The following is an 18714-nucleotide window of genomic DNA, read 5'->3' as shown; positions in this document are numbered from 1 at the left end:
TGTAAGAAGTTATTTTGCTTTCTTACCTCTTACTGTCTTATTTTTAGTTTTGGATTTAGAACCTACTCTAGACATTGCACATCTAAAGCCAATGTAATCCGTAGCCATATATTGCGGCATATATCTTCTTTGTGCGGGGTCTAGCCAATACGCTCTATCAGTCCAAGAGCCTCCTTTGTAAACCCGTACTTCATCATTAATAAGCGAAGTTCTTGTGTTTGATTCGTCGTATTGTCTTGTAATACTACCGGTAGAATCCCGATCTATATTATGTTTTGGAGAATTGTACATTTTGATTTTGTCAGAACCTTCATCCTCATCGCTGAATCGATTAAAAAATCTAGAGGAGCCTGCGTCACCATCTCTATAATCGATGTTATCACTAGTAGAGAAATTAGTTCTTAAATAAGTTTCATCCTCATCAATAGGAACCATTTTTATTTCGCCTGGGAGGTTTACAGCAATAAGTTTTCCATTAGGTAGGGTGTCATAAACGATAGAATCCCTTAGAATAGTTACCTTACCATCTTCCCCTATAGCACTTTTCATATAAACGTTACCTCTGTAATAGTTGAAATCACTTACTTCATCATCTACAATAGGTCTATATACATCGGCAACCCATTCGGCAACGTTTCCTGCCATATCATATAGCCCTAAATCATTTGGTTTGTAGGACATTACCTGTGCAGTAATATCTGCACCATCATCAGACCAGCCAGCAATACCGCCATAATCTCCTTTTCCTTGTTTGAAGTTGGCTAATTGGTCACCTCTACCCACACGTTGACCGCTTCTTGTGTAATCACCGTTCCATGGATATTTTTTTCTACCTCTATAGTTATTATATTCTCTATTGCCTACTTGAGCCTGGGCTGCATATTCCCATTCTGTTTCTGTAGGAAGTCTATATTCTGGCATTATAATACCGCTGCTTCTTTTTGCAAAAGTAGATGTACTATCCTTTTTCATTTTCCCTTGTAAGGAATCTATTTGTCCATTATATACAGATTCTGGTTTATTTAAATATGCTTCTGTACTAAATGTTCCTACAACCTCTCCGCTCGCAGCTTGGTATTTTGCGTCTTCGGAAAGATACCCTTCACGCTCCAGCATTACCTCGTTTACTCTGTCTGTTCTCCATTCTGCAAATTGTGTTGCTTGAATCCAGTTGACACCTACTACGGGGTATTCTGCATAAGCGGGGTGTCTTAAATAATTATTGGTCATGGTCTCGTTAAAACCTAATCTATTTCTCCAAACTAAAGTATCCGGTAAAGCACCTTTGTAAATATTGGTATATTTTGGATTATCGGGTGGATAAACACTCTTTAAGTAATCTAAATATTCTAAATACATGACATTAGTAACCTCTGTTTCATCCATGTAAAAAGATTGTACATGCTGCGAGGTGGGTGAGTTGTTCCAATCATGCATTACATCATCTTGAACCTTACCTTTTGTAAAAGTTCCTCCTTCTACAAATACCAGTCCTGGCCCCGTTTCTTGCTCCTTAAAATCGGTATTATACTGGAACCCCCCTTCTTTAGCGTTGATATTCCAACCTGTAGCTCTGGAAACATTCTTGGAAGAGGTGGATTTTGAACAGCTTGTGACTGTTAAACCTCCAGCTATAACGGCGCATGAGAGTACACCTTTAATAAACTTGTTTTTCATAAATCTAGGACTTGAGTTCAATCTTTTAATCTAAAATTTCGACGTTTCTTATTTTGTCAACACATTTTACGCCACTTTCGCTGAATAAAACGGTGTTTTCATCAGAATATTTCATTCGCTTTAAATTATTTTCACAATGCGTGTAAATCATAAAATAAATGGATGAATCAGCATCCGGTTAAGATTATAACGAGTTTAATAGAGTTGTAGTATACCTTATCATCCTGTTTTGTTCTCTTAGTTCGGATTATGAAGTAAGGCTTCTGGCTATCTTTAAACTAAAATATTTAGGATTTTGCACAAGATTTCGTTCAAAAGTCCGTTTTTACCGTAATATGACGATTTTTTTAGAGTAAGATAAGCGAAGGCGTTAATTTTACTTCTTTAGAACTAATTTAATATTTTAAATGAAAAATAATTCAATAGTATTTGTTTGTCTGATGCTAGCAGGTTTGACCGTGTGGGCTCAAGAAGACCAAAGAGTGATAACCACTGCAGTGCCATTTTTGACCATTGCAGCAGACGCGCGTTCCGCTGGTATGGGAGATATGGGAGTTGCTACGTCTACAGATGTATTTTCACAACAGTGGAATCCAGCTAAATTTGCATTTGCCGACCGTAAGATGGGTATTGGTGTAAGTTATACCCCTTACTTGGAAAGTATTATTACCGATATCTCTTTGTTGAATGCCAGTTTTTATAATAAAATAGATGATAATAGTGCTTTTGCTCTTAGCTTACGCTATTTTACGTTAGGTGAAATAGAGTTGAGACAGTTTGCCGGCGATCCCGGAACTTTGGCTAAGCCTAACGAATTAGCATTGGATGGTTCATACGCCCTTAAACTAAGCCCTACGTTCTCTATGGCCGTAGCAGGTAGGTATATCCGTTCTAATTTAAGATTACCTCAAAACGGCACAGAAGATTCGCAAGCAGCGAGCACTTTTGCTGTTGATGTAGCCGGTTTTTACCGTTCAGACGAAATAGCCTACAACAGTTTTGATGGGCGTTGGAGAGGTGGCTTTAACTTCTCCAATATTGGAGGTAAGATTCAATATGACGAAGGGGGTCAGGAAAACTTTTTACCAAGCAATTTAAGAGCCGGAGTAGGATTTGATTTTATCCTAGATCAGGATAACGTAATCGGTATTACTACGGAGTTTAGTAAGCTCTTGGTGCCAACACCCCAAGATTTTGACAATGACGGAGATATCGATGCCGATGATAATGAAATCTACCAAAATGAAAGTGGGTTTAGTGGTATTTTTGGTTCCTTTGGGGATGCTCCAGATGGTTTTTCAGAGGAGTTACAAGAATTTACATGGTCTTTAGGAGCAGAGTACACTTATCAAGATGCTTTTATGGTACGAACAGGGTACTTTAATGAAAGCGAAGAAAAAGGATCTAGAAAATTTTTTACTTTGGGTGCAGGATTTAAGTTTAAGTCTGCCCAAATAGATTTATCGTATTTATTCTCTACATCGCAGGTAAGAAATCCGTTAGAAAATACCTTGCGTTTTGGATTAACGTTTAATTTAGGTGAAGAATATTATAACGACTAAAAATTAGTTCAATTATATAATATTAAAATCCCGCTATAAGGCGGGATTTTTTTGTTCTAAAAGCAACGTGAAGATGCACTATTATTTTAGGGAAAGAAATTACCTTTGGGAACACCTTAATTTAATAGACACTATGTCCGAACAAAAAAACATAAGTTTTGATATTACCATTTACGATAGCATAGACGAACTCGCACAGGATGACCAGTCGCTTATGCTAGAGGCTGTTGCAGTAAGAAAAAATGCATATGCGCCGTATTCGAAGTTTAGGGTAGGTGCCGCTGTAAAAATGGCCAATTCGGAGATTGTTATTGGTAGTAATCAGGAGAATGCTTGTTACCCCTCCGGACTTTGTGCAGAACGTGTGGCTATTTTTCATGCGGGCGCTAAGTTTCCAGGTATCTCAGTAAAGACCATTGCGATTACGGCGGCTTCCGATAATTACGAGGTAAGTGTACCGGCGGCACCCTGCGGAAATTGTAGGCAGGCTATTTTTGAATATGAATTTAAACAAAAGCAGCCTATACGGCTATTGCTTATGGCTGAAAAAGGAAGTGTTATCGAGTGCAGAGCCATCGAAGACATACTTCCATTGGGTTTCAATAGTACATTCTTAGCGTAGTTTTAAATACACCTTGGGGCTTTTTTGTGTCAAGAGGTAATTTCTTGGTGCTTTTGCTGTGTTTTTTTTTATCCGTTCATTTATATGTGTATTTTTGTTCTCTTTTGTGGTAAAAATTTGCGCTCGCTTTTTTTGTCCCCTAAATTTGTAATAAATACATAATATCAATGGAAAAAGTCACCAAGGAAACATATTTGAAATGGTACGAGGACATGCTTTTCTGGAGGAAGTTCGAGGATAAGCTTGCAGCCGTTTACATTCAGCAAAAAGTAAGAGGATTTCTCCATCTTTATAACGGACAAGAAGCCGTTTTGGCCGGAGCATTACATGCGATGGATTTGTCGAAGGACAGGATGATAACTGCCTATAGAAATCACGTGCAACCTATTGGAATGGGTGTAGACCCTAAAAGGGTTATGGCCGAGCTTTACGGCAAGGTTACGGGCACCTCTAAAGGAATGGGTGGTTCTATGCATATCTTTTCTAAAGAACACAGGTTTCACGGGGGTCACGGTATTGTTGGTGGCCAAATTCCGTTAGGAGCTGGCATGGCTTTTGGGGACAAATACAACGGTAGCAATGCCGTTACACTATGTTATATGGGTGATGGCGCGGTAAGACAAGGGTCGTTGCATGAGACCTTTAACTTGGCAATGCTTTGGCAGTTACCGGTTGTTTTTATATGTGAAAATAACGGATATGCCATGGGAACATCAGTAGCAAGAACTTCCTATTCCACCGAAATATGGAAATTAGGTTTGGGATATGAAATGCCATGTGGACCCGTGGATGGGATGAATCCCGATACTGTTGCGCAGGAAATGAGCAAAGCGATTGAGAGAGCAAGATCCGGAGGCGGACCAACATTCCTTGAGATGAAAACGTACAGGTATAGAGGGCACTCTATGTCCGATGCACAGCAGTACAGAACGAAAGACGAAGTAGCGGAATATAAAAAAATTGATCCTATCACTCAAGTTTTGGATGTGATTAAGGAGAATAAATATGCGACCGATGAGCAAATCAAAGCGATAGGTAAAGGGGTTAAAACGTTAGTTTCGGAATGCGAGAAATTTGCTGAGGAATCCGATTACCCACCAGTAAATCAATTATACGATATGGTTTACGAGCAAGAAAATTTTCCATTCGTTCAACATAAATTATAGAATACATGGCGATAGTTGTAAATATGCCCCGTTTAAGCGATACCATGGAAGAAGGTACCGTTGCCGCATGGTTGAAAAAAGTCGGAGACAAGATTGAAGAAGGAGATATTTTAGCTGAAATTGAAACCGATAAAGCGACGATGGAATTTGAGTCTTTTAACGAAGGCGTATTATTACACATTGGTATACCGGAAGGCGAAACGGCTCCGGTAGATTCATTGTTGGCTATTATTGGAGATGAAGGGGAAGATATTTCTGGCTTGTTAAATTCAGGTCCTGCCGCTGAGGAAAAAGAAGAAGAACAACCTGCTGCCGATACCAAGATAGAAGAAACTTCCACTTCTGACGTTCCGGCTACAGAAATACCTGAAGGAGTAGAAGTCGTTAATATGCCCCGTTTAAGCGATACCATGGAAGAAGGTACTGTTGCGGCATGGTTGAAAAAAGTAGGTGATACTGTTGAAGAAGGTGATATTTTGGCTGAAATCGAAACAGATAAAGCTACGATGGAATTTGAATCGTTTTATTCGGGAGTCCTATTGTATATAGGAATTCAAGAAGGCGAGTCTTCTCCTGTAGATGCTGTTTTGGCTGTTATTGGACCAGAAGGTACCGATGTAGATGCAGTTTTAAATAGCGCATCTGCTGGCGATAAACCTGCAAGTACGGAAAAGGGAACTACAGAAACGAAGAGCGAAGAAAAAAGTGTTGCTGCGGTTGAAGAAGTTTCAAAACTTGTAAGTGACGGCAAACGTATTTTTGTTTCTCCGTTGGCTAGAAAAATTGCTACGGACAAAGGAATAGATTTAGCTGCTGTTTCCGGTTCTGGAGATAATGGTAGAATTACAAAGAAAGACATAGAGAATTATAAACCATCTGAGGTTAAGGCTACTGCTACTGCCGTTACAGCAGAACGCGTTGCCCCTGCAACGGCGTCTATTGCCTTACCAGTAGGTGAGGAAGGTTCGGAAGAAGTGAAGAATTCCAATATGCGTAAGGCAATTGCCAAGGCCTTGGGGAATTCAAAGTTTACTGCCCCGCATTTCTATTTAACTATCGAGGTAGATATGGATAACGCCAAAGCGTCTAGAGTGCAAATAAATAACTTGCCAGATACAAAAGTATCGTTCAACGATATGGTATTGAAAGCATGCGCCATGGCACTTAAAAAACATCCTCAAGTAAATACCTCATGGAATGGCGCTACCACGCGTTATAATAAACACATCCATATGGGTGTGGCAGTTGCTGTAGACGAAGGCTTAGTGGTTCCTGTAGTAAAATTTGCAGACCAGTTAAGGCTTACCCAAATAGGTGCTATTGTAAAAGATTTAGCAGGAAAAGCACGAGCAAAGAAAATAGTACCGTCCGAAATGGAAGGTAGTACGTTCACAGTCTCAAACCTGGGTATGTTCGGAATACAAGAGTTTACCTCTATTATTAACCAGCCTAATTCGGCAATACTTTCTGTAGGTGCTATTGTAGAAAAGCCGGTGGTTAAAAATGGCGAAATTGTAGTAGGTAACACGATGAAGTTAACCTTAGCATGCGATCACAGAACTGTGGATGGTGCGGCGGGCGCGCAGTTTTTGCAAACGTTGAGATATTTTGTGGAGAATCCAGTAACCATGCTGGCTTAAGTACCATGCAATACTAGTTTTTAAAAGCATCCCGATGTCGGGGTGCTTTTTTTGTTGCCACACTTTGTAGTTCTAGTGGTTTTTGCTTGTAGTGCAATGTAAAGTAAAAAGTGTATTTAGAATCCTTTTTGCCACGATAGCTTTTCGATATATTTTAATTTCCGCTTTTGCTCAATGAAAATGCTCGGAGTGACAATGTTTTATTTATTTACCCCTGTCAGTTCGAGTGAAATCTTGAAATAGACGTTGTATAAAGAACCCAATTAAAGTAATATAAACCATTAAAAACTATCCTCGTTGCGGTGTAACTCCAAGCGTTTTTGAAATGCGTTCATAGAATCTCGAATTGATGCTTTATGATACCTTTTTAACAAGCATCTTTTTCTATCTTTAGCTTTTATTAATACAAACAGATGAAACATATTCTTTTTATTTTTTCTTTACTAGTTTTGATTTCCTGCGGTGCAGGGAAGACGGATAAAACAAGAGTTTCTGAAACTGTTTCTGGGCCAAACGGCCTTACCGCTCGTGTGGTTGAACCCAATGGAGATTCAGAAGCTACGTCACTCAAGTCTGCTTTAAAAGGATTTTCTGATGTGTCAGCTGTAGCGCAATCCATGGAGTTTTTGGCTTCGGATGCATTACAGGGAAGGGATTCGGGTAGTGAAGGTATTGATGTCGCAGCTGATTTTATAGCAAAGCGCTTTGCAGCGCAGGGTATTGAACCATATTTTGAAACCTACAGAGATACCCTTAGTAATTTTAACGAAGCTACCTTCAATGTTGTGGGTGTTTTAGAAGGGTCTGACACCCTCCTTAAAAACGAATATATCCTAGTGGGTGCCCATTACGACCATATAGGTCTAATTACTCCGGAAAACGACGACGCCATTGCCAACGGTGCTAATGATAATGCTTCTGGAACAACGACGGTTCTAGAAATGGCACGCTATTTTGGTAAAGAAAGAACCAATAAGCGCAGTATTATTTTTGCTTTGTTCAGCGCTGAAGAAAAAGGACTTTTAGGATCTAAGCATCTTGCCGAAAAAATAAAAGCAGATAGTTTGGATTTATATGTGATGCTGAATTTTGAAATGGTAGGGGTTCCCATGGTAGGGAAAGGCCATCTTGTCTATCTAACAGGCTATGAGCTTTCCAATATGGCAGCTATAAGCAATGGCTATGCCAATGAAAAAGTAGTTGGTTTTTTACCAAAAGCAAAGGAATTAAGTTTGTTTAAGCGATCAGATAACTACGCCTTCCATACCGTCTTTAATGTGCCGTCACAGACCTTTAGTACTTTTGACTTTACAAATTTTGATCACTACCATAAAGTCGGGGACGAAAACGAGAAAATGGATTACGAGCACATGGCACTTGTAATTAATAAAATGATACCCGTGGTAGAAGGTATCACTAATGCTGCGGTAAAAGAAATTATATATAAATAATGGCAAAGGTTATTATAACAGGTTCAAGTAGGGGTATAGGATTTGAAATGGCACGGCTTTTTGCAGATGCCGGTCACAGTGTTTTGGCATTGTCCAGAAATGTAGAGCCTATTACCGATTTACAACATAAAAACATTCATGCTTTTTCTTTTGATTTAGCCAAAGAGAGCGATTTACAAAAACTAGATGCCTTTATACAAGAGGAATGGCTTAGTGTAGATGTGCTGATAAACAACGCCGGAAAACTAGTCAATAAACCCTTTTTGGAAACTTCAATGGAAGAGTTTAAGGATGTTTATGCTGTAAATGTGTTCGGCGTTGCCGCTGTAACCAAGATAGTGGTCCCATATATGGGCAAGGGTGATCATGTAGTCACAGTAAGTTCTATGGGTGGCGTCCAAGGGAGTGCTAAATTTCCTGGGCTATCCGCTTACAGTTCTAGTAAAGGAGCAGTAATTACCATGACCGAGCTTTTGGCGGAGGAGTTTAAGGAAACAGGCCCCTCTTTTAATGTATTGGCACTGGGTGCCGTACAGACCGAAATGTTAGCCGAAGCTTTTCCGGGCTATCAAGCGCCAGTTACGGCGCTTCAAATGGCAAATTATATTGTGAATTTTGCCTTAACGGGGCAGGCTTTGTACAATGGTAAGGTGTTACAAACGAGTAGTAGTACGCCTTAGGTTTTTTCAATTTTTAAAATACAAAGACAAATATAAAATAGAAGTTTAACAACAGGGTTATTACTCTCTTTGCAGCGTCGCGTATTCTCTTTTTGTCATTCGTAAGTAGATGACAAATGTGGTAATCTTTTTATAGGGAATACCAATGGCTATCTGAGAGACTATGAAGAAGATTGTAAAGTTTCCGCAGCGCTTTCACAACTATATATAAGTATGGTTGTGTTGGTTTTCTTGCCGCCAAGTACAAATGGTTTTCTCCTGTGCTCAACCTATATGAGGGACTCAAAGTGTACCTAGCGTTGTTTGTTTATTACTTTTTCGACTATTTACTTTTTTCGCTAGCTTAAATTCTCACCACAATATTAATCCAATCCTATTTTTTCAGGTATTTTTGTTAGAATGGAAAGCGTCCTTAGTACATATTTGCCCGAACGTGCTGTTGCGCCATGCATGGCGCTTATTAAAGCGAATGCCGTGCATTTAAAAATAGTGAACGAAAGGGTCACGCGACATGGAGATTATAGGAGGCTTGAGAGCGGACAGCATCAGATTACGGTAAATGCCACACTAAATAGGTATCGCTTTTTAATTACGCTAGTGCATGAAATTGCCCATTTGGTCGCTTTTGAAAAATACGGTAAGCGTATTAAGCCACACGGATTGGAGTGGAAGCATACATTTCAATATATGATGCTTCCTTTTATACGACCGGAGATATTTCCTTCTGGCTTACTTCCCTTATTGGCACGGCATTTTAGAAACCCAAAGGCAAGTAGCAGTACAGATGCGCATTTGTCCATAGCCCTAAAAAAGTTCGACGAACAACAATCAGATAAGTCTTACGTTTTTGAATTGCCGGTAGGGAGTATTTTTCGAATGTATAATGGAAAACTTTTTAGGAAAGGCAATAGACGAACGAAAAGATACGAGTGTGTTGAGGTGAATTCAGGAAAAGTATACCTTTTTCAACCCAATGCCGAGGTAGAACTTATAAACAACTAAGATGAACAAGAATTATTATGCAGTATTAATGGCCGGTGGAGTTGGCTCAAGATTTTGGCCTGTAAGCACCTCCGATAATCCAAAACAGTTCCATGACATGTTAGGTACGGGAACCACCTTGATACAAAAAACATTCCAACGATTAAATAAATTTGTTCCTACTGAGAATATTCTCATCCTAACGAACGAACGGTATAACGATTTGGTGCTAGAACAATTGCCTATGGTAAAACAAGACCAAGTTGTTTTGGAACCTGCCATGCGGAATACGGCCCCATGTATACTATATGCAGCCTTAAAAATTCAAAAAATGAATTCGGATGGTGTAATGATTGTAGCGCCAAGCGACCATTGGATAGAGGATGAAGCAGCGTTTGCAAAAGACGTCACTGCCTGTTTTGAGAAATGTGAGCAAGAAGATGTGTTGTGTACGTTAGGCATAAAACCAACCTTTCCCAACACCGGTTTTGGGTATGTTGAATTTGATAAGACGGATGACGCTCAGATCAAAAAAGTAAACCAGTTTCGCGAAAAGCCCGACTATGAAACGGCGAAGGAATTCTTGGCCCAAGGCAATTTTTTATGGAATGCTGGAATTTTTATGTGGAGCGTAAAAACGATTGTTGATGCGTTTAAATTGCATCAGCCAAAGCAGTATGAACTTTTTGCTACAGGGATGGAAGCGTATAATACATCAGAAGAAAGTGCTTTTATTGCAGAGAATTATCCGAAAGCCGAAAATATTTCTATTGATTATGCAATTTTGGAACAGTCCAAGGCCATTTATGTTTTGGCAGCTACCTTTGATTGGAACGATTTGGGCACCTGGGGTTCTTTATTTGATAAACTAGATAAAGACACATCTGGTAATGCCGTAGTAAACGCACAAGTATTGGCCGAGGATGCGTCTGGAAATATGATACGTTCTCCCAAAGATAAGATTGTAGTGGTAGACGGGTTACAGGATTATATTATTGTAGATAAAAATGATGTACTTTTAATATACCCTAAGTCTAAGGAGCAGGATATTAAAAAAGTGCTGAATAAAGTAAAAGATAAATTCGGCGATAAGTACGCATAAGTATGCAAGATAAATCAGGACATGATAATAGCACACCCACAGATAGTACGATCGAAAGTGGGGAGGATGTAAAGAAGGATATACAGGGATTGTTGGGGAGTGCTAAAAAGTTCTTGTCCGAACTTTTGGATATCCGTACCAATACAGATCAGCAAGCAACGAAAGAAGCGATTATAGCTGACATTCCCTTTAAAGGCCACACGTCTTGGATTCTTATCTGCTCTATATTTATTGCTTCAATCGGATTAAACGCAAACTCCACAGCGGTGGTTATTGGGGCGATGCTTATTTCTCCTCTTATGGGGCCTATATTGGGTATAGGTCTTTCTATTGGCATTAATGATATAGATACACTAAAGCGGTCCTTAAAGAATTTTTCGGTCATGGTTGTGCTTAGTGTATTGACCGCATTTTTATTTTTTAAGTTTTTTCCGCTTCGGGATGAATCGTCTGAATTGCTTGCTAGAACCGCACCTGATATTAGGGACGTATTGATTGCTTTTTTTGGGGGATTAGCACTGGTAATAGCGAGAGCAAAAAAAGGAACTATAGCCAGTGTTATTTTTGGGGTCGCTATTGCTACCGCTTTAATGCCGCCTTTGTGTACGGTTGGTTTTGGCTTGGCTATTGGTAATTGGGATTATGCTGGCGGTGCCATGTACCTATTCACCATCAATACCATATTTATTGCTTTAGCTACTTTTTTAGTCATAAAATTATTGCGATTTCCTATGGTGCGTTACGTGAATTCGCAACGGCGTAGGTTCATAGCACGTATGGCATCACTGGTAGCCGTTCTTGTAATGGTGCCTGCAGGGTTTACGTTTTATAATGTCTTTCAGGAATCACTATTCCGTAAGGATGCAACTAGTTTTGTGGAGGAGAAAATTGCCTCCTACCAATTTTCAGGGGAAGGTAGGTTCTTAGATAATTTTACCGATATAGCGTTTAATGAGGGGAACCCCCCCTTGATAGAGGTCGTTTTTATGGGAAATGAGACGATTCCAGAGAATATTATTGCCACTTGGAAAACGCAGATGAACGAATATCCCAAGCTAAATGGGACAACCCTTAACGTTGTTCAAGGGTCCAAAAATGAAGCTACCGACCAGCTGAAATATGTAAACGAATTATATGAGTCCCAGAAGAACCAACTGTCTAGTAAGGATGAAAAAATCTCTTTTTTAGAGTCGGAACTAATGCGACTGAACAAGGGAACGGCAGGACAGATTCCTTTTCCGGAAATAAGCTTAGAGGCTAAAACCAATTATGAGAACTTATCTCGATTGGCGTATTCTTATATGATTTCGACCGACTTTGCAAAAACGGATACGATTCCTGTTTTTGAAGTGACTTGGAAAAAGGAAGCCAAGCGCTTAGACACAGACAAAGATGTCAAAAAATTACATGAGTGGTTAAAGCTTCGATTACGGAACAAAGACCTTCAGATTAAAGAGGTAGTTTCGGATTAATGGCCGTTTATAACAATAGCTAACAATTGGCAGCACTAGATTCGTAGGAACCCTCTAATTTCGCTCCTCAATATACATTTGCCGTACTTTTTTGAAAAGGTCTGAAGAATACACAAAATCGGTAACCGCTTGGTTATCCGTTTTAAAGATTTCATTCTTAGTGCCTTCCCATTCCATGAGTCCATCTTTTAGAAATAGAATTTTCTCTCCAATTTGCATGACAGAGTTCATATCATGGGTATTTATAACAGTGGTAATATCGTATTCCTCTGTAATTTCTTTGATGAGGTTATCTATCAAAATAGCGGTTTTTGGATCTAGGCCGGAGTTTGGCTCATCGCAAAACAAGTATTTAGGATTCATAACAATGGCGCGTGCTATAGCAACTCTTTTTTGCATCCCACCAGATATTTCAGAAGGAAATTTATGGTGTGCATCAACCAAGTTTACCCTTTTAAGAACCGCATCCACCCTATCTATCATTTCCGATTTAGGTTGATTTGTGAACATTTCTAAAGGAAACATAACATTTCCAGCGACCGTCATACTATCAAAAAGGGCACTGCCTTGAAAAACCATGCCCATTTCTTGCCGTAGGTTTCTTTTTTCTTTAGTAGGAAGAGAAGCATAGCTATTTCCGTCATACACGATATCTCCTTTTTCTGGGTAGAATAAGCCTAAAAGACATTTTAAGAACACCGTTTTACCGGAACCACTTTGACCTATAATCAAATTAGTTTTTCCATTCTCAAAAACCGTACTTATGCCTTTTAGCACATGAGTATCTCCAAATGATTTGTGTATGTCGTTTACTTCTATCATTAGCCTAGCAAGAGTTGTGTTAGCAGATAATTTAATATAATAATGACTACACTGGTCCATACAAAGGATGTGGTACTCGCTTTACCAACTTCCAGTGCGCCCCCTTTCATGTAAAACCCATGATAGGAAGGAATAGTCGCAATAACGAAGGCGAAGATTAATGTTTTTATAAAAGCGTAGGCGATATGAAACGGAACAAAGTCCATCTGTAATCCTTCAACAAAATTTGCACTCGTTAGAAATCCGCCAAAAACACCGGCAAACCATCCACCAAAAATACCTACATACATAGATATAGCGATGGCAAATGGATAAAAGAGCATGGCTATTATTTTTGGAAATACAAGGTAGTTTAAGGAATTTACACCCATAACTTCCAAGGCGTCAATCTGTTCAGTAACGCGCATGGTACCTATACTAGATGTGATGTAAGAACCTACTTTTCCTGCCATGATTACCGATACAAAAGTGGGGGCAAACTCTAGAATAACTGACTGCCGTGTCGCAAATCCGATAAGATTGCGCGGAATTATGGGGCTCGTGAGGTTTAGTGCTGTTTGTATGGCAACCACTGCTCCTATGAAAAAAGAAATAAAAATTATAATGCCCAGAGAACCGTAAATGAGTTCATCAATCTCTTTTAAAATCAAAGATTTCATGATGCGCCATTTGGTAGGCTTTTTAAAAACTTCCTGTACCATAACGGCATAGCTGCCAATAGACGCTAAATAGTTCATGCGTTATAAATAGATTTCTTAATGTAAAAGTAACAATAAAGGGCTGGATTTAACCTTGATTTTATCTTTTAAGGTAGATTTTATTTACATTTACCCTACAAAAATATAGGTATGGATTTTACACGTTGTTTCGTTTTTCGTTTCGTTTTTATTGGTCTCTTTTCAGTCTTTACCCTAACTGGGCAAAAGAAGTCTAAGGTGGAAGATGATACCCATTTGAGGGCTAAACCAAAGTTAGTGGTAGGTATTGTAGTCGATCAGATGCGTTATGACTACATAACACGCTTTTACAATCACTACGGAGAAGGTGGTTTTAAGCGCATGATTACCGAAGGCTTCAACTGTAAGAACAACCATTTTAACTATGCGCCAACAAGTACTGGTCCAGGGCATGCATCGGTTCATACAGGAACAACGCCTGCAACACACGGTATTATTGGTAATAATTGGTACGATAAAGAAAATGATGAGACGGTATATTGTGCGGGTGACGATAGTTACACTTCGGTAGGTACTACAAGTGACGCCGGACAAATGTCGCCCCACCGCATGAGGGTTACAACAGTCTCGGACGAACTACGATTGCATACCCAGATGCGAGGCAAGACCATTGCTATCGCTTTAAAAGATAGGGGAGCCGTAATCCCTGGTGGGCATACGGCGAATGCTGCCTACTGGTTTTATGGTGATAATGAAGGGAAGTGGATAAGCAGTACCTATTACATGAGCGAATTGCCGACCTGGGTAGCCGATTTTAATACTTCTGGTGCGGCGCAATCCTATAAAAGAGCCTGGACAACCATAAAGGATATAAGTACGTATACCGAAAGCGGCCCAGATAATAATGCCTATGAAGGGCTTTTAGAAGGTGAGTCTGCACCAACATTCCCTCATAATTCGACCAATTTGCTAGACAAGGATAAAAATTTTGAGATTATAAAAGGCACGCCTTTCGGAAACAGTATTACCGCCGATTTTGCCATTGAAGCTTTAGATAAGGAGGAGTTGGGAATGGATGAGGATACTGATTTTTTAGCCATTAGCTTTTCAAGTACAGACTATGTAGGACACAAATACGGGGTAAATTCAAAGGAAATACAAGACACCTATTTGCGATTAGATGCCGATTTGGAACGATTACTTACTGCTTTGGATAAAAAAGTAGGTGAAGGTGAATACACCGTTTTCTTAAGTGCCGACCATGGAGCAGTCGAAGTGCCAACCTATTTAAAGGATATGAAAATACCCGCTGGTTATGTGGACTACAGCACCATAAAAACTAAATTCTCTGATTTTTTGAAATATAAATACGGTACCGAGGACATCGTTAAGAATTTTTCCAACCTACAAATTTTCTTGGACCATAATATTATCAAAAACCTGGATTTGGACGTAAAGCAGGTGCAAGAGGATATAGCAAAGGAATATTTAGGGTATGAATTTATAGATCGCGTATACACGGGAGACCAAATGTGGCAGAACGAGTATACGAGAGGAATTCCATACATACTCCAAAACGGATACAACCAAAAACGTTCTGGCGATGTGCTTTTGGTGTTGAAACCAGGATTTATAAGCTATGGTAAAACAGGTTCTACGCATGGATCACCCCAAATTTATGATACCCATGTACCGTTGCTTTTCTTTGGGAAAGGGATAAAAAAGGGAAGTACGGTAGAACGCACCGAAATTCCTGATATAGCCCCCACCATATCTGCATTATTGGGTATTTCATTTCCTAGCGGAAGCACAGGAAAACCTATTTCAGTTGTGCTGCAGTAACTAGCGCTATGAACAAGCATCCAATAGGTATTTTTGATTCGGGGGTAGGAGGAACGTCGATATGGAAGAAGATTCAGGAACTGTTGCCTTATGAGTATTGTATTTATTTGGCAGACAGTAAGCATGCGCCCTATGGTGATAAATCTGCAGATGAGATTCTTCAGCTCGCAATAAAAAACACAGAATACTTACTGGATAAGGACTGCAAATTGATTGTAGTGGCTTGCAATACAGCTACAACAAACGCTATTAATTACCTGCGAAATAACTACCCTATCCCTTTTATAGGTATTGAGCCTGCTATAAAGTCTGCAGCGCTGAACACTAGGTCTAAAACCGTAGGTGTTTTAGCTACCAAAGGCACATTGACCAGTAGTTTATTTCACAGCACGATACAAAATCATGCTAGCAACATCACGATTATTGAACAACAAGGAAAGGGTTTGGTAGAATTGATTGAAAGCGGTAATATGAATGCTGACGAAACTAGGATGCTTTTGAAAACATACGTGCAGCCCATGCTAGATAAGGGGATTGACTATTTGGTGCTTGGCTGTACCCATTACCCATACTTGATTCCGCTATTGAAAGAAATGCTCCCAGATGATGTTAAGATCATTGATTCGGGCGAGGCCGTAGCACGCCAGACCAAAGCTATTTTACAAAAGAATAGGCTATTAAATACAGCTAGTACGATAGGGAAACAGCAATTCTTTACCAATACAGACGCCGAACTATTGGAGTATTTTGTGTTGTCCGTTCCGGTGGATAAAGAGGTGCGATTTTTAGACTTTTAAAAATCTTCAACTCTAGCATAGGTTAAATAGGTGAAAGCATGCTTATGTTTTTCATCCTTGGGGTGATGCTCTTCTTTCATAAGTTTCCAACAAGCTACGTCTATTTCGGGAAAGAAGGTATCTGCTTCCATACTAGCATGCACGCGTGTTAACTCTATGACATTTGCAAAAGCCTCCCCTTGTTTGTAGATTTCTCCACCACCAATAATAAAGGCATTCTCTTCGGAAACTTGCTTTAGAGCATCCTCTAAAGAATGTACAATGATACAATCCTCATAGGGGACACTATAGTGGGTGTCTCTTGTGATGATGATATGGGTGCGTTTGGGTAAGGGTTTCGGAAAACTTTCAAAGGTTTTGCGACCCATAATGATTTTGTGTCCAATAGTTAGCCGTTTAAAACGCTTAAAATCATCTGGTAAATGCCATAAGAGGTCATTATCCTTCCCCAAGGCATTATTTTCTGCAACAGCAGCTATTATTGTAATATTGTTCACTAAAATTAATTTTTACAGTATAAGAAATAGAATGGCAAAAAGGATGCTATCAATATGATACTATTTCTATCTTTAGGCTAAAGATACGGTAATTGTGATTTTCACATACCTATTCGTTTGGCGTTATTTAAACAGAATTAAGTATAAACAATAAATGGAAAAAATAAGATCCGAATTTCCGGTTATACGAAAGGGTATTTATGCTAATACTGCAGTCTACGGCCCTATGTACGATTCGCTCTTAGATTGGCGGCAGGAGCATGATTTGGACTTTCTGTTGCACGGCAGCGCCATGCGAGAAAGGTCATTGAAAATTCTCTCCAATACGCGAAGTACGGTTGGGGAATTTTTTAATTGTAAACAAGAAAATGTGGCTTTGGTCTCTAATTTTTCAACAGGACTCAATCTCTTGTTAGAAGGTTTACAACCGAAAACCAGAGTATTGTTGTTGGAAAATGACTATCCCTCGGTAAACTGGTCTTTTGAAAATAGAGATTTTGATATTTCTTACCTCAAAATGGATATAGATATAGAGGAGCGTATCCAAGAAACGATTCGTGCGAATACTATTGAGGTGTTGGCTTTGAGCATGGTGCAATGGTTGGATGGTTTCCTTATGGATACTGATTTTTTCAAGGAGCTGAAAAAGGCCCATCCTAATATAATTATTATGGCAGATGGGACCCAGTTTTGTGGTACCCGAACTTTCGATTTTGCCAACTCTGGTATAGATGTATTAGGTGCTAGTGCTTATAAATGGCTTTTGGCAGGATATGGAAATGGTTTTATGTTATTTTCTAATGCCGTTCAAGAGCGATTTGCAGTGCGGAGTATTGGATTCAATGCTGCTAATGGCGATTTGAGTAAAAAAGATAGTATCCGGTTTGCCAAAAAGATGGAGCCCGGCCATTTATCCTGCCTTAATTTTGGAAGCTTAAAATTCTCCTTGGATTTTATGTCCAACATAGGAATGGATAAAATTACAGCCCACAATAAATCACTGTCCATAAAAGCAAAGCAGGAGTTTGCAGCATTAGGACTTTTGGAACAAGGTATCTTAAAGCGAAAAGGACATAGTACCATTTTTAATATAAAGGGGGATGCAGCTGTTTTTAAAACCTTGTTGGAAAATGATGTACTTTGTGCACAACGAGGAAATGGTATCCGTGTGAGTTTTCATTTTTATAACACACAGGATGAGATAGATGAGATTGTAAGAATAGTAAAAACAGTACGGTAGCATTTACTGACTTATTATTTTTAAAAGCGCTAATTTTCAGACATTTGTTAATTGTTGCCAAATTATTATGAAATTCATAAAAGTGATTCGGATCATTGTAAATGAGCGTCTTAATATAGTAGTTTTGCCGTATATCTTAATAAATACATATCATGGCAATTGCAAAACAATTTTTAAAAACTAAACCCGTCTGTAAGGTAACATTTACTGTGCCAGCAGAAGAGGCGAAAAAAGTGGCTGTAGTAGGTGATTTCAATAATTGGAACCCTAAAGGTAGCACATTAAAGAAATTAAAGAACGGAACTTTTAAAGGAACGTTTGATCTTCCAAAGGAAAACAGCTACGAGTTTAAGTATATCGTAGATGGTGCATTCGTAAACGATGCTGAAGCTGACCGTTACCAGTGGAACGATTATGCCGGTTCTGAGAATGCTGTTCTAGAATTGTAGTTACCTTATACTAAATTACAAAGAGGCATAGTAATTT

At 39.2% G+C, this 18714-nt stretch carries 17 protein-coding genes; 13 read left to right on the top strand and 4 right to left on the bottom strand.

Going from position 1 to position 18714, the window contains the following annotated elements; genetic code table 11:
• Positions 1–9 precede the first annotated feature (9 nt).
• A complete protein-coding gene (gene gldJ, locus Q360_RS0112480) occupies positions 10–1677 on the bottom strand; it encodes a gliding motility lipoprotein GldJ (RefSeq protein WP_027077414.1) in 1668 nt (555 codons plus the stop codon).
• A gap of 407 nt (positions 1678–2084) precedes the next feature.
• Between gldJ and porV the strand changes: the two genes are divergently transcribed.
• From porV to Q360_RS0112430, 9 genes are all read left to right on the top strand, one after another.
• Positions 2085–3239, top strand: a complete 1155-nt coding sequence (porV, locus tag Q360_RS0112475; RefSeq protein WP_027077413.1) for a type IX secretion system outer membrane channel protein PorV — start codon at positions 2085–2087, stop codon at positions 3237–3239.
• A 133-nt stretch (positions 3240–3372) separates the two neighbouring features.
• The gene (gene cdd, locus Q360_RS0112470; RefSeq protein ID WP_027077412.1) at positions 3373–3861 is read left to right on the top strand and encodes a cytidine deaminase; all 489 of its coding nucleotides are present in this window, start codon (positions 3373–3375) and stop codon (positions 3859–3861) included.
• Positions 3862–4028: 167 nt separating this feature from the next.
• Complete coding sequence (gene pdhA, locus Q360_RS0112460; RefSeq protein WP_027077411.1) at positions 4029–5027, top strand: pyruvate dehydrogenase (acetyl-transferring) E1 component subunit alpha; 999 nt, start codon at positions 4029–4031, stop codon at positions 5025–5027.
• A 5-nt stretch (positions 5028–5032) separates the two neighbouring features.
• Complete coding sequence (locus Q360_RS0112455) at positions 5033–6667, top strand: pyruvate dehydrogenase complex dihydrolipoamide acetyltransferase (protein WP_027077410.1); 1635 nt, start codon at positions 5033–5035, stop codon at positions 6665–6667.
• A 413-nt stretch (positions 6668–7080) separates the two neighbouring features.
• Positions 7081–8118 carry a M28 family metallopeptidase gene (locus tag Q360_RS0112450; RefSeq protein ID WP_027077409.1) on the top strand — a complete coding sequence of 346 codons (1038 nt, stop codon included), beginning with the start codon at positions 7081–7083 and terminating at the stop codon, positions 8116–8118.
• Entirely contained in the window at positions 8118–8798 is a 681-nt protein-coding gene (locus tag Q360_RS0112445; RefSeq protein WP_027077408.1) for an SDR family NAD(P)-dependent oxidoreductase, read from the top strand. The genes Q360_RS0112450 and Q360_RS0112445 overlap by 1 nt, the downstream gene beginning before the upstream one ends.
• Positions 8799–9197: 399 nt before the next feature.
• Positions 9198–9800 (top strand): SprT-like domain-containing protein, encoded by a 603-nt coding sequence (locus Q360_RS0112440; protein WP_027077407.1) that lies wholly within the window; start codon positions 9198–9200, stop codon positions 9798–9800.
• A gap of 1 nt (position 9801) precedes the next feature.
• Positions 9802–10881, top strand: coding sequence for a mannose-1-phosphate guanylyltransferase (locus Q360_RS0112435; protein WP_027077406.1), 1080 nt, complete (start codon positions 9802–9804; stop codon positions 10879–10881).
• A gap of 2 nt (positions 10882–10883) precedes the next feature.
• On the top strand, positions 10884–12353 hold the full coding sequence (locus tag Q360_RS0112430) for a DUF389 domain-containing protein (RefSeq protein WP_027077405.1): 1470 nt from the start codon (positions 10884–10886) through the stop codon (positions 12351–12353).
• Positions 12354–12407: 54 nt separating this feature from the next.
• Here Q360_RS0112430 and Q360_RS0112425 read toward each other — a convergent pair whose 3' ends face one another.
• A complete protein-coding gene (locus Q360_RS0112425) occupies positions 12408–13175 on the bottom strand; it encodes an ABC transporter ATP-binding protein (RefSeq protein WP_027077404.1) in 768 nt (255 codons plus the stop codon).
• Positions 13175–13912 carry an MlaE family ABC transporter permease gene (locus Q360_RS0112420; RefSeq protein ID WP_027077403.1) on the bottom strand — a complete coding sequence of 246 codons (738 nt, stop codon included), beginning with the start codon at positions 13910–13912 and terminating at the stop codon, positions 13175–13177. Before Q360_RS0112420 ends, Q360_RS0112425 begins: the two co-directional genes overlap by 1 nt.
• A gap of 111 nt (positions 13913–14023) precedes the next feature.
• Here Q360_RS0112420 and pafA point away from each other — a divergent pair, with 111 nt between their 5' ends.
• Both pafA and murI read left to right on the top strand, forming a co-directional pair.
• Positions 14024–15694, top strand: a complete 1671-nt coding sequence (gene pafA / locus Q360_RS0112415; protein ID WP_051554692.1) for an alkaline phosphatase PafA — start codon at positions 14024–14026, stop codon at positions 15692–15694.
• 8 nt (positions 15695–15702) lie between these two features.
• Positions 15703–16491 carry a glutamate racemase gene (gene murI, locus Q360_RS0112410; protein WP_027077401.1) on the top strand — a complete coding sequence of 263 codons (789 nt, stop codon included), beginning with the start codon at positions 15703–15705 and terminating at the stop codon, positions 16489–16491.
• Here the strand turns inward: murI and Q360_RS0112405 are convergent.
• The gene (locus Q360_RS0112405) at positions 16488–16988 is read right to left on the bottom strand and encodes a dihydrofolate reductase (protein ID WP_156950100.1); all 501 of its coding nucleotides are present in this window, start codon (positions 16986–16988) and stop codon (positions 16488–16490) included. The two genes, murI and Q360_RS0112405, sit on opposite strands and share 4 nt — an antisense overlap.
• 154 nt (positions 16989–17142) lie before the next feature.
• On the opposite strand from Q360_RS0112405, the gene Q360_RS0112400 reads away from it, so the two are divergent.
• Both Q360_RS0112400 and Q360_RS0112395 read left to right on the top strand, forming a co-directional pair.
• Positions 17143–18228 carry an aminotransferase class V-fold PLP-dependent enzyme gene (locus Q360_RS0112400; RefSeq protein WP_027077399.1) on the top strand — a complete coding sequence of 362 codons (1086 nt, stop codon included), beginning with the start codon at positions 17143–17145 and terminating at the stop codon, positions 18226–18228.
• 152 nt (positions 18229–18380) lie between these two features.
• Entirely contained in the window at positions 18381–18677 is a 297-nt protein-coding gene (locus Q360_RS0112395; protein ID WP_027077398.1) for an isoamylase early set domain-containing protein, read from the top strand.
• The last annotated feature ends 37 nt before the right edge of the window (positions 18678–18714 follow it).

This window comes from Maribacter antarcticus DSM 21422 (genome assembly GCF_000621125.1).
Lineage (GTDB): Bacteria > Bacteroidota > Bacteroidia > Flavobacteriales > Flavobacteriaceae > Maribacter > Maribacter antarcticus.
This window is presented reverse-complemented; position numbering and strand designations above follow the sequence as displayed.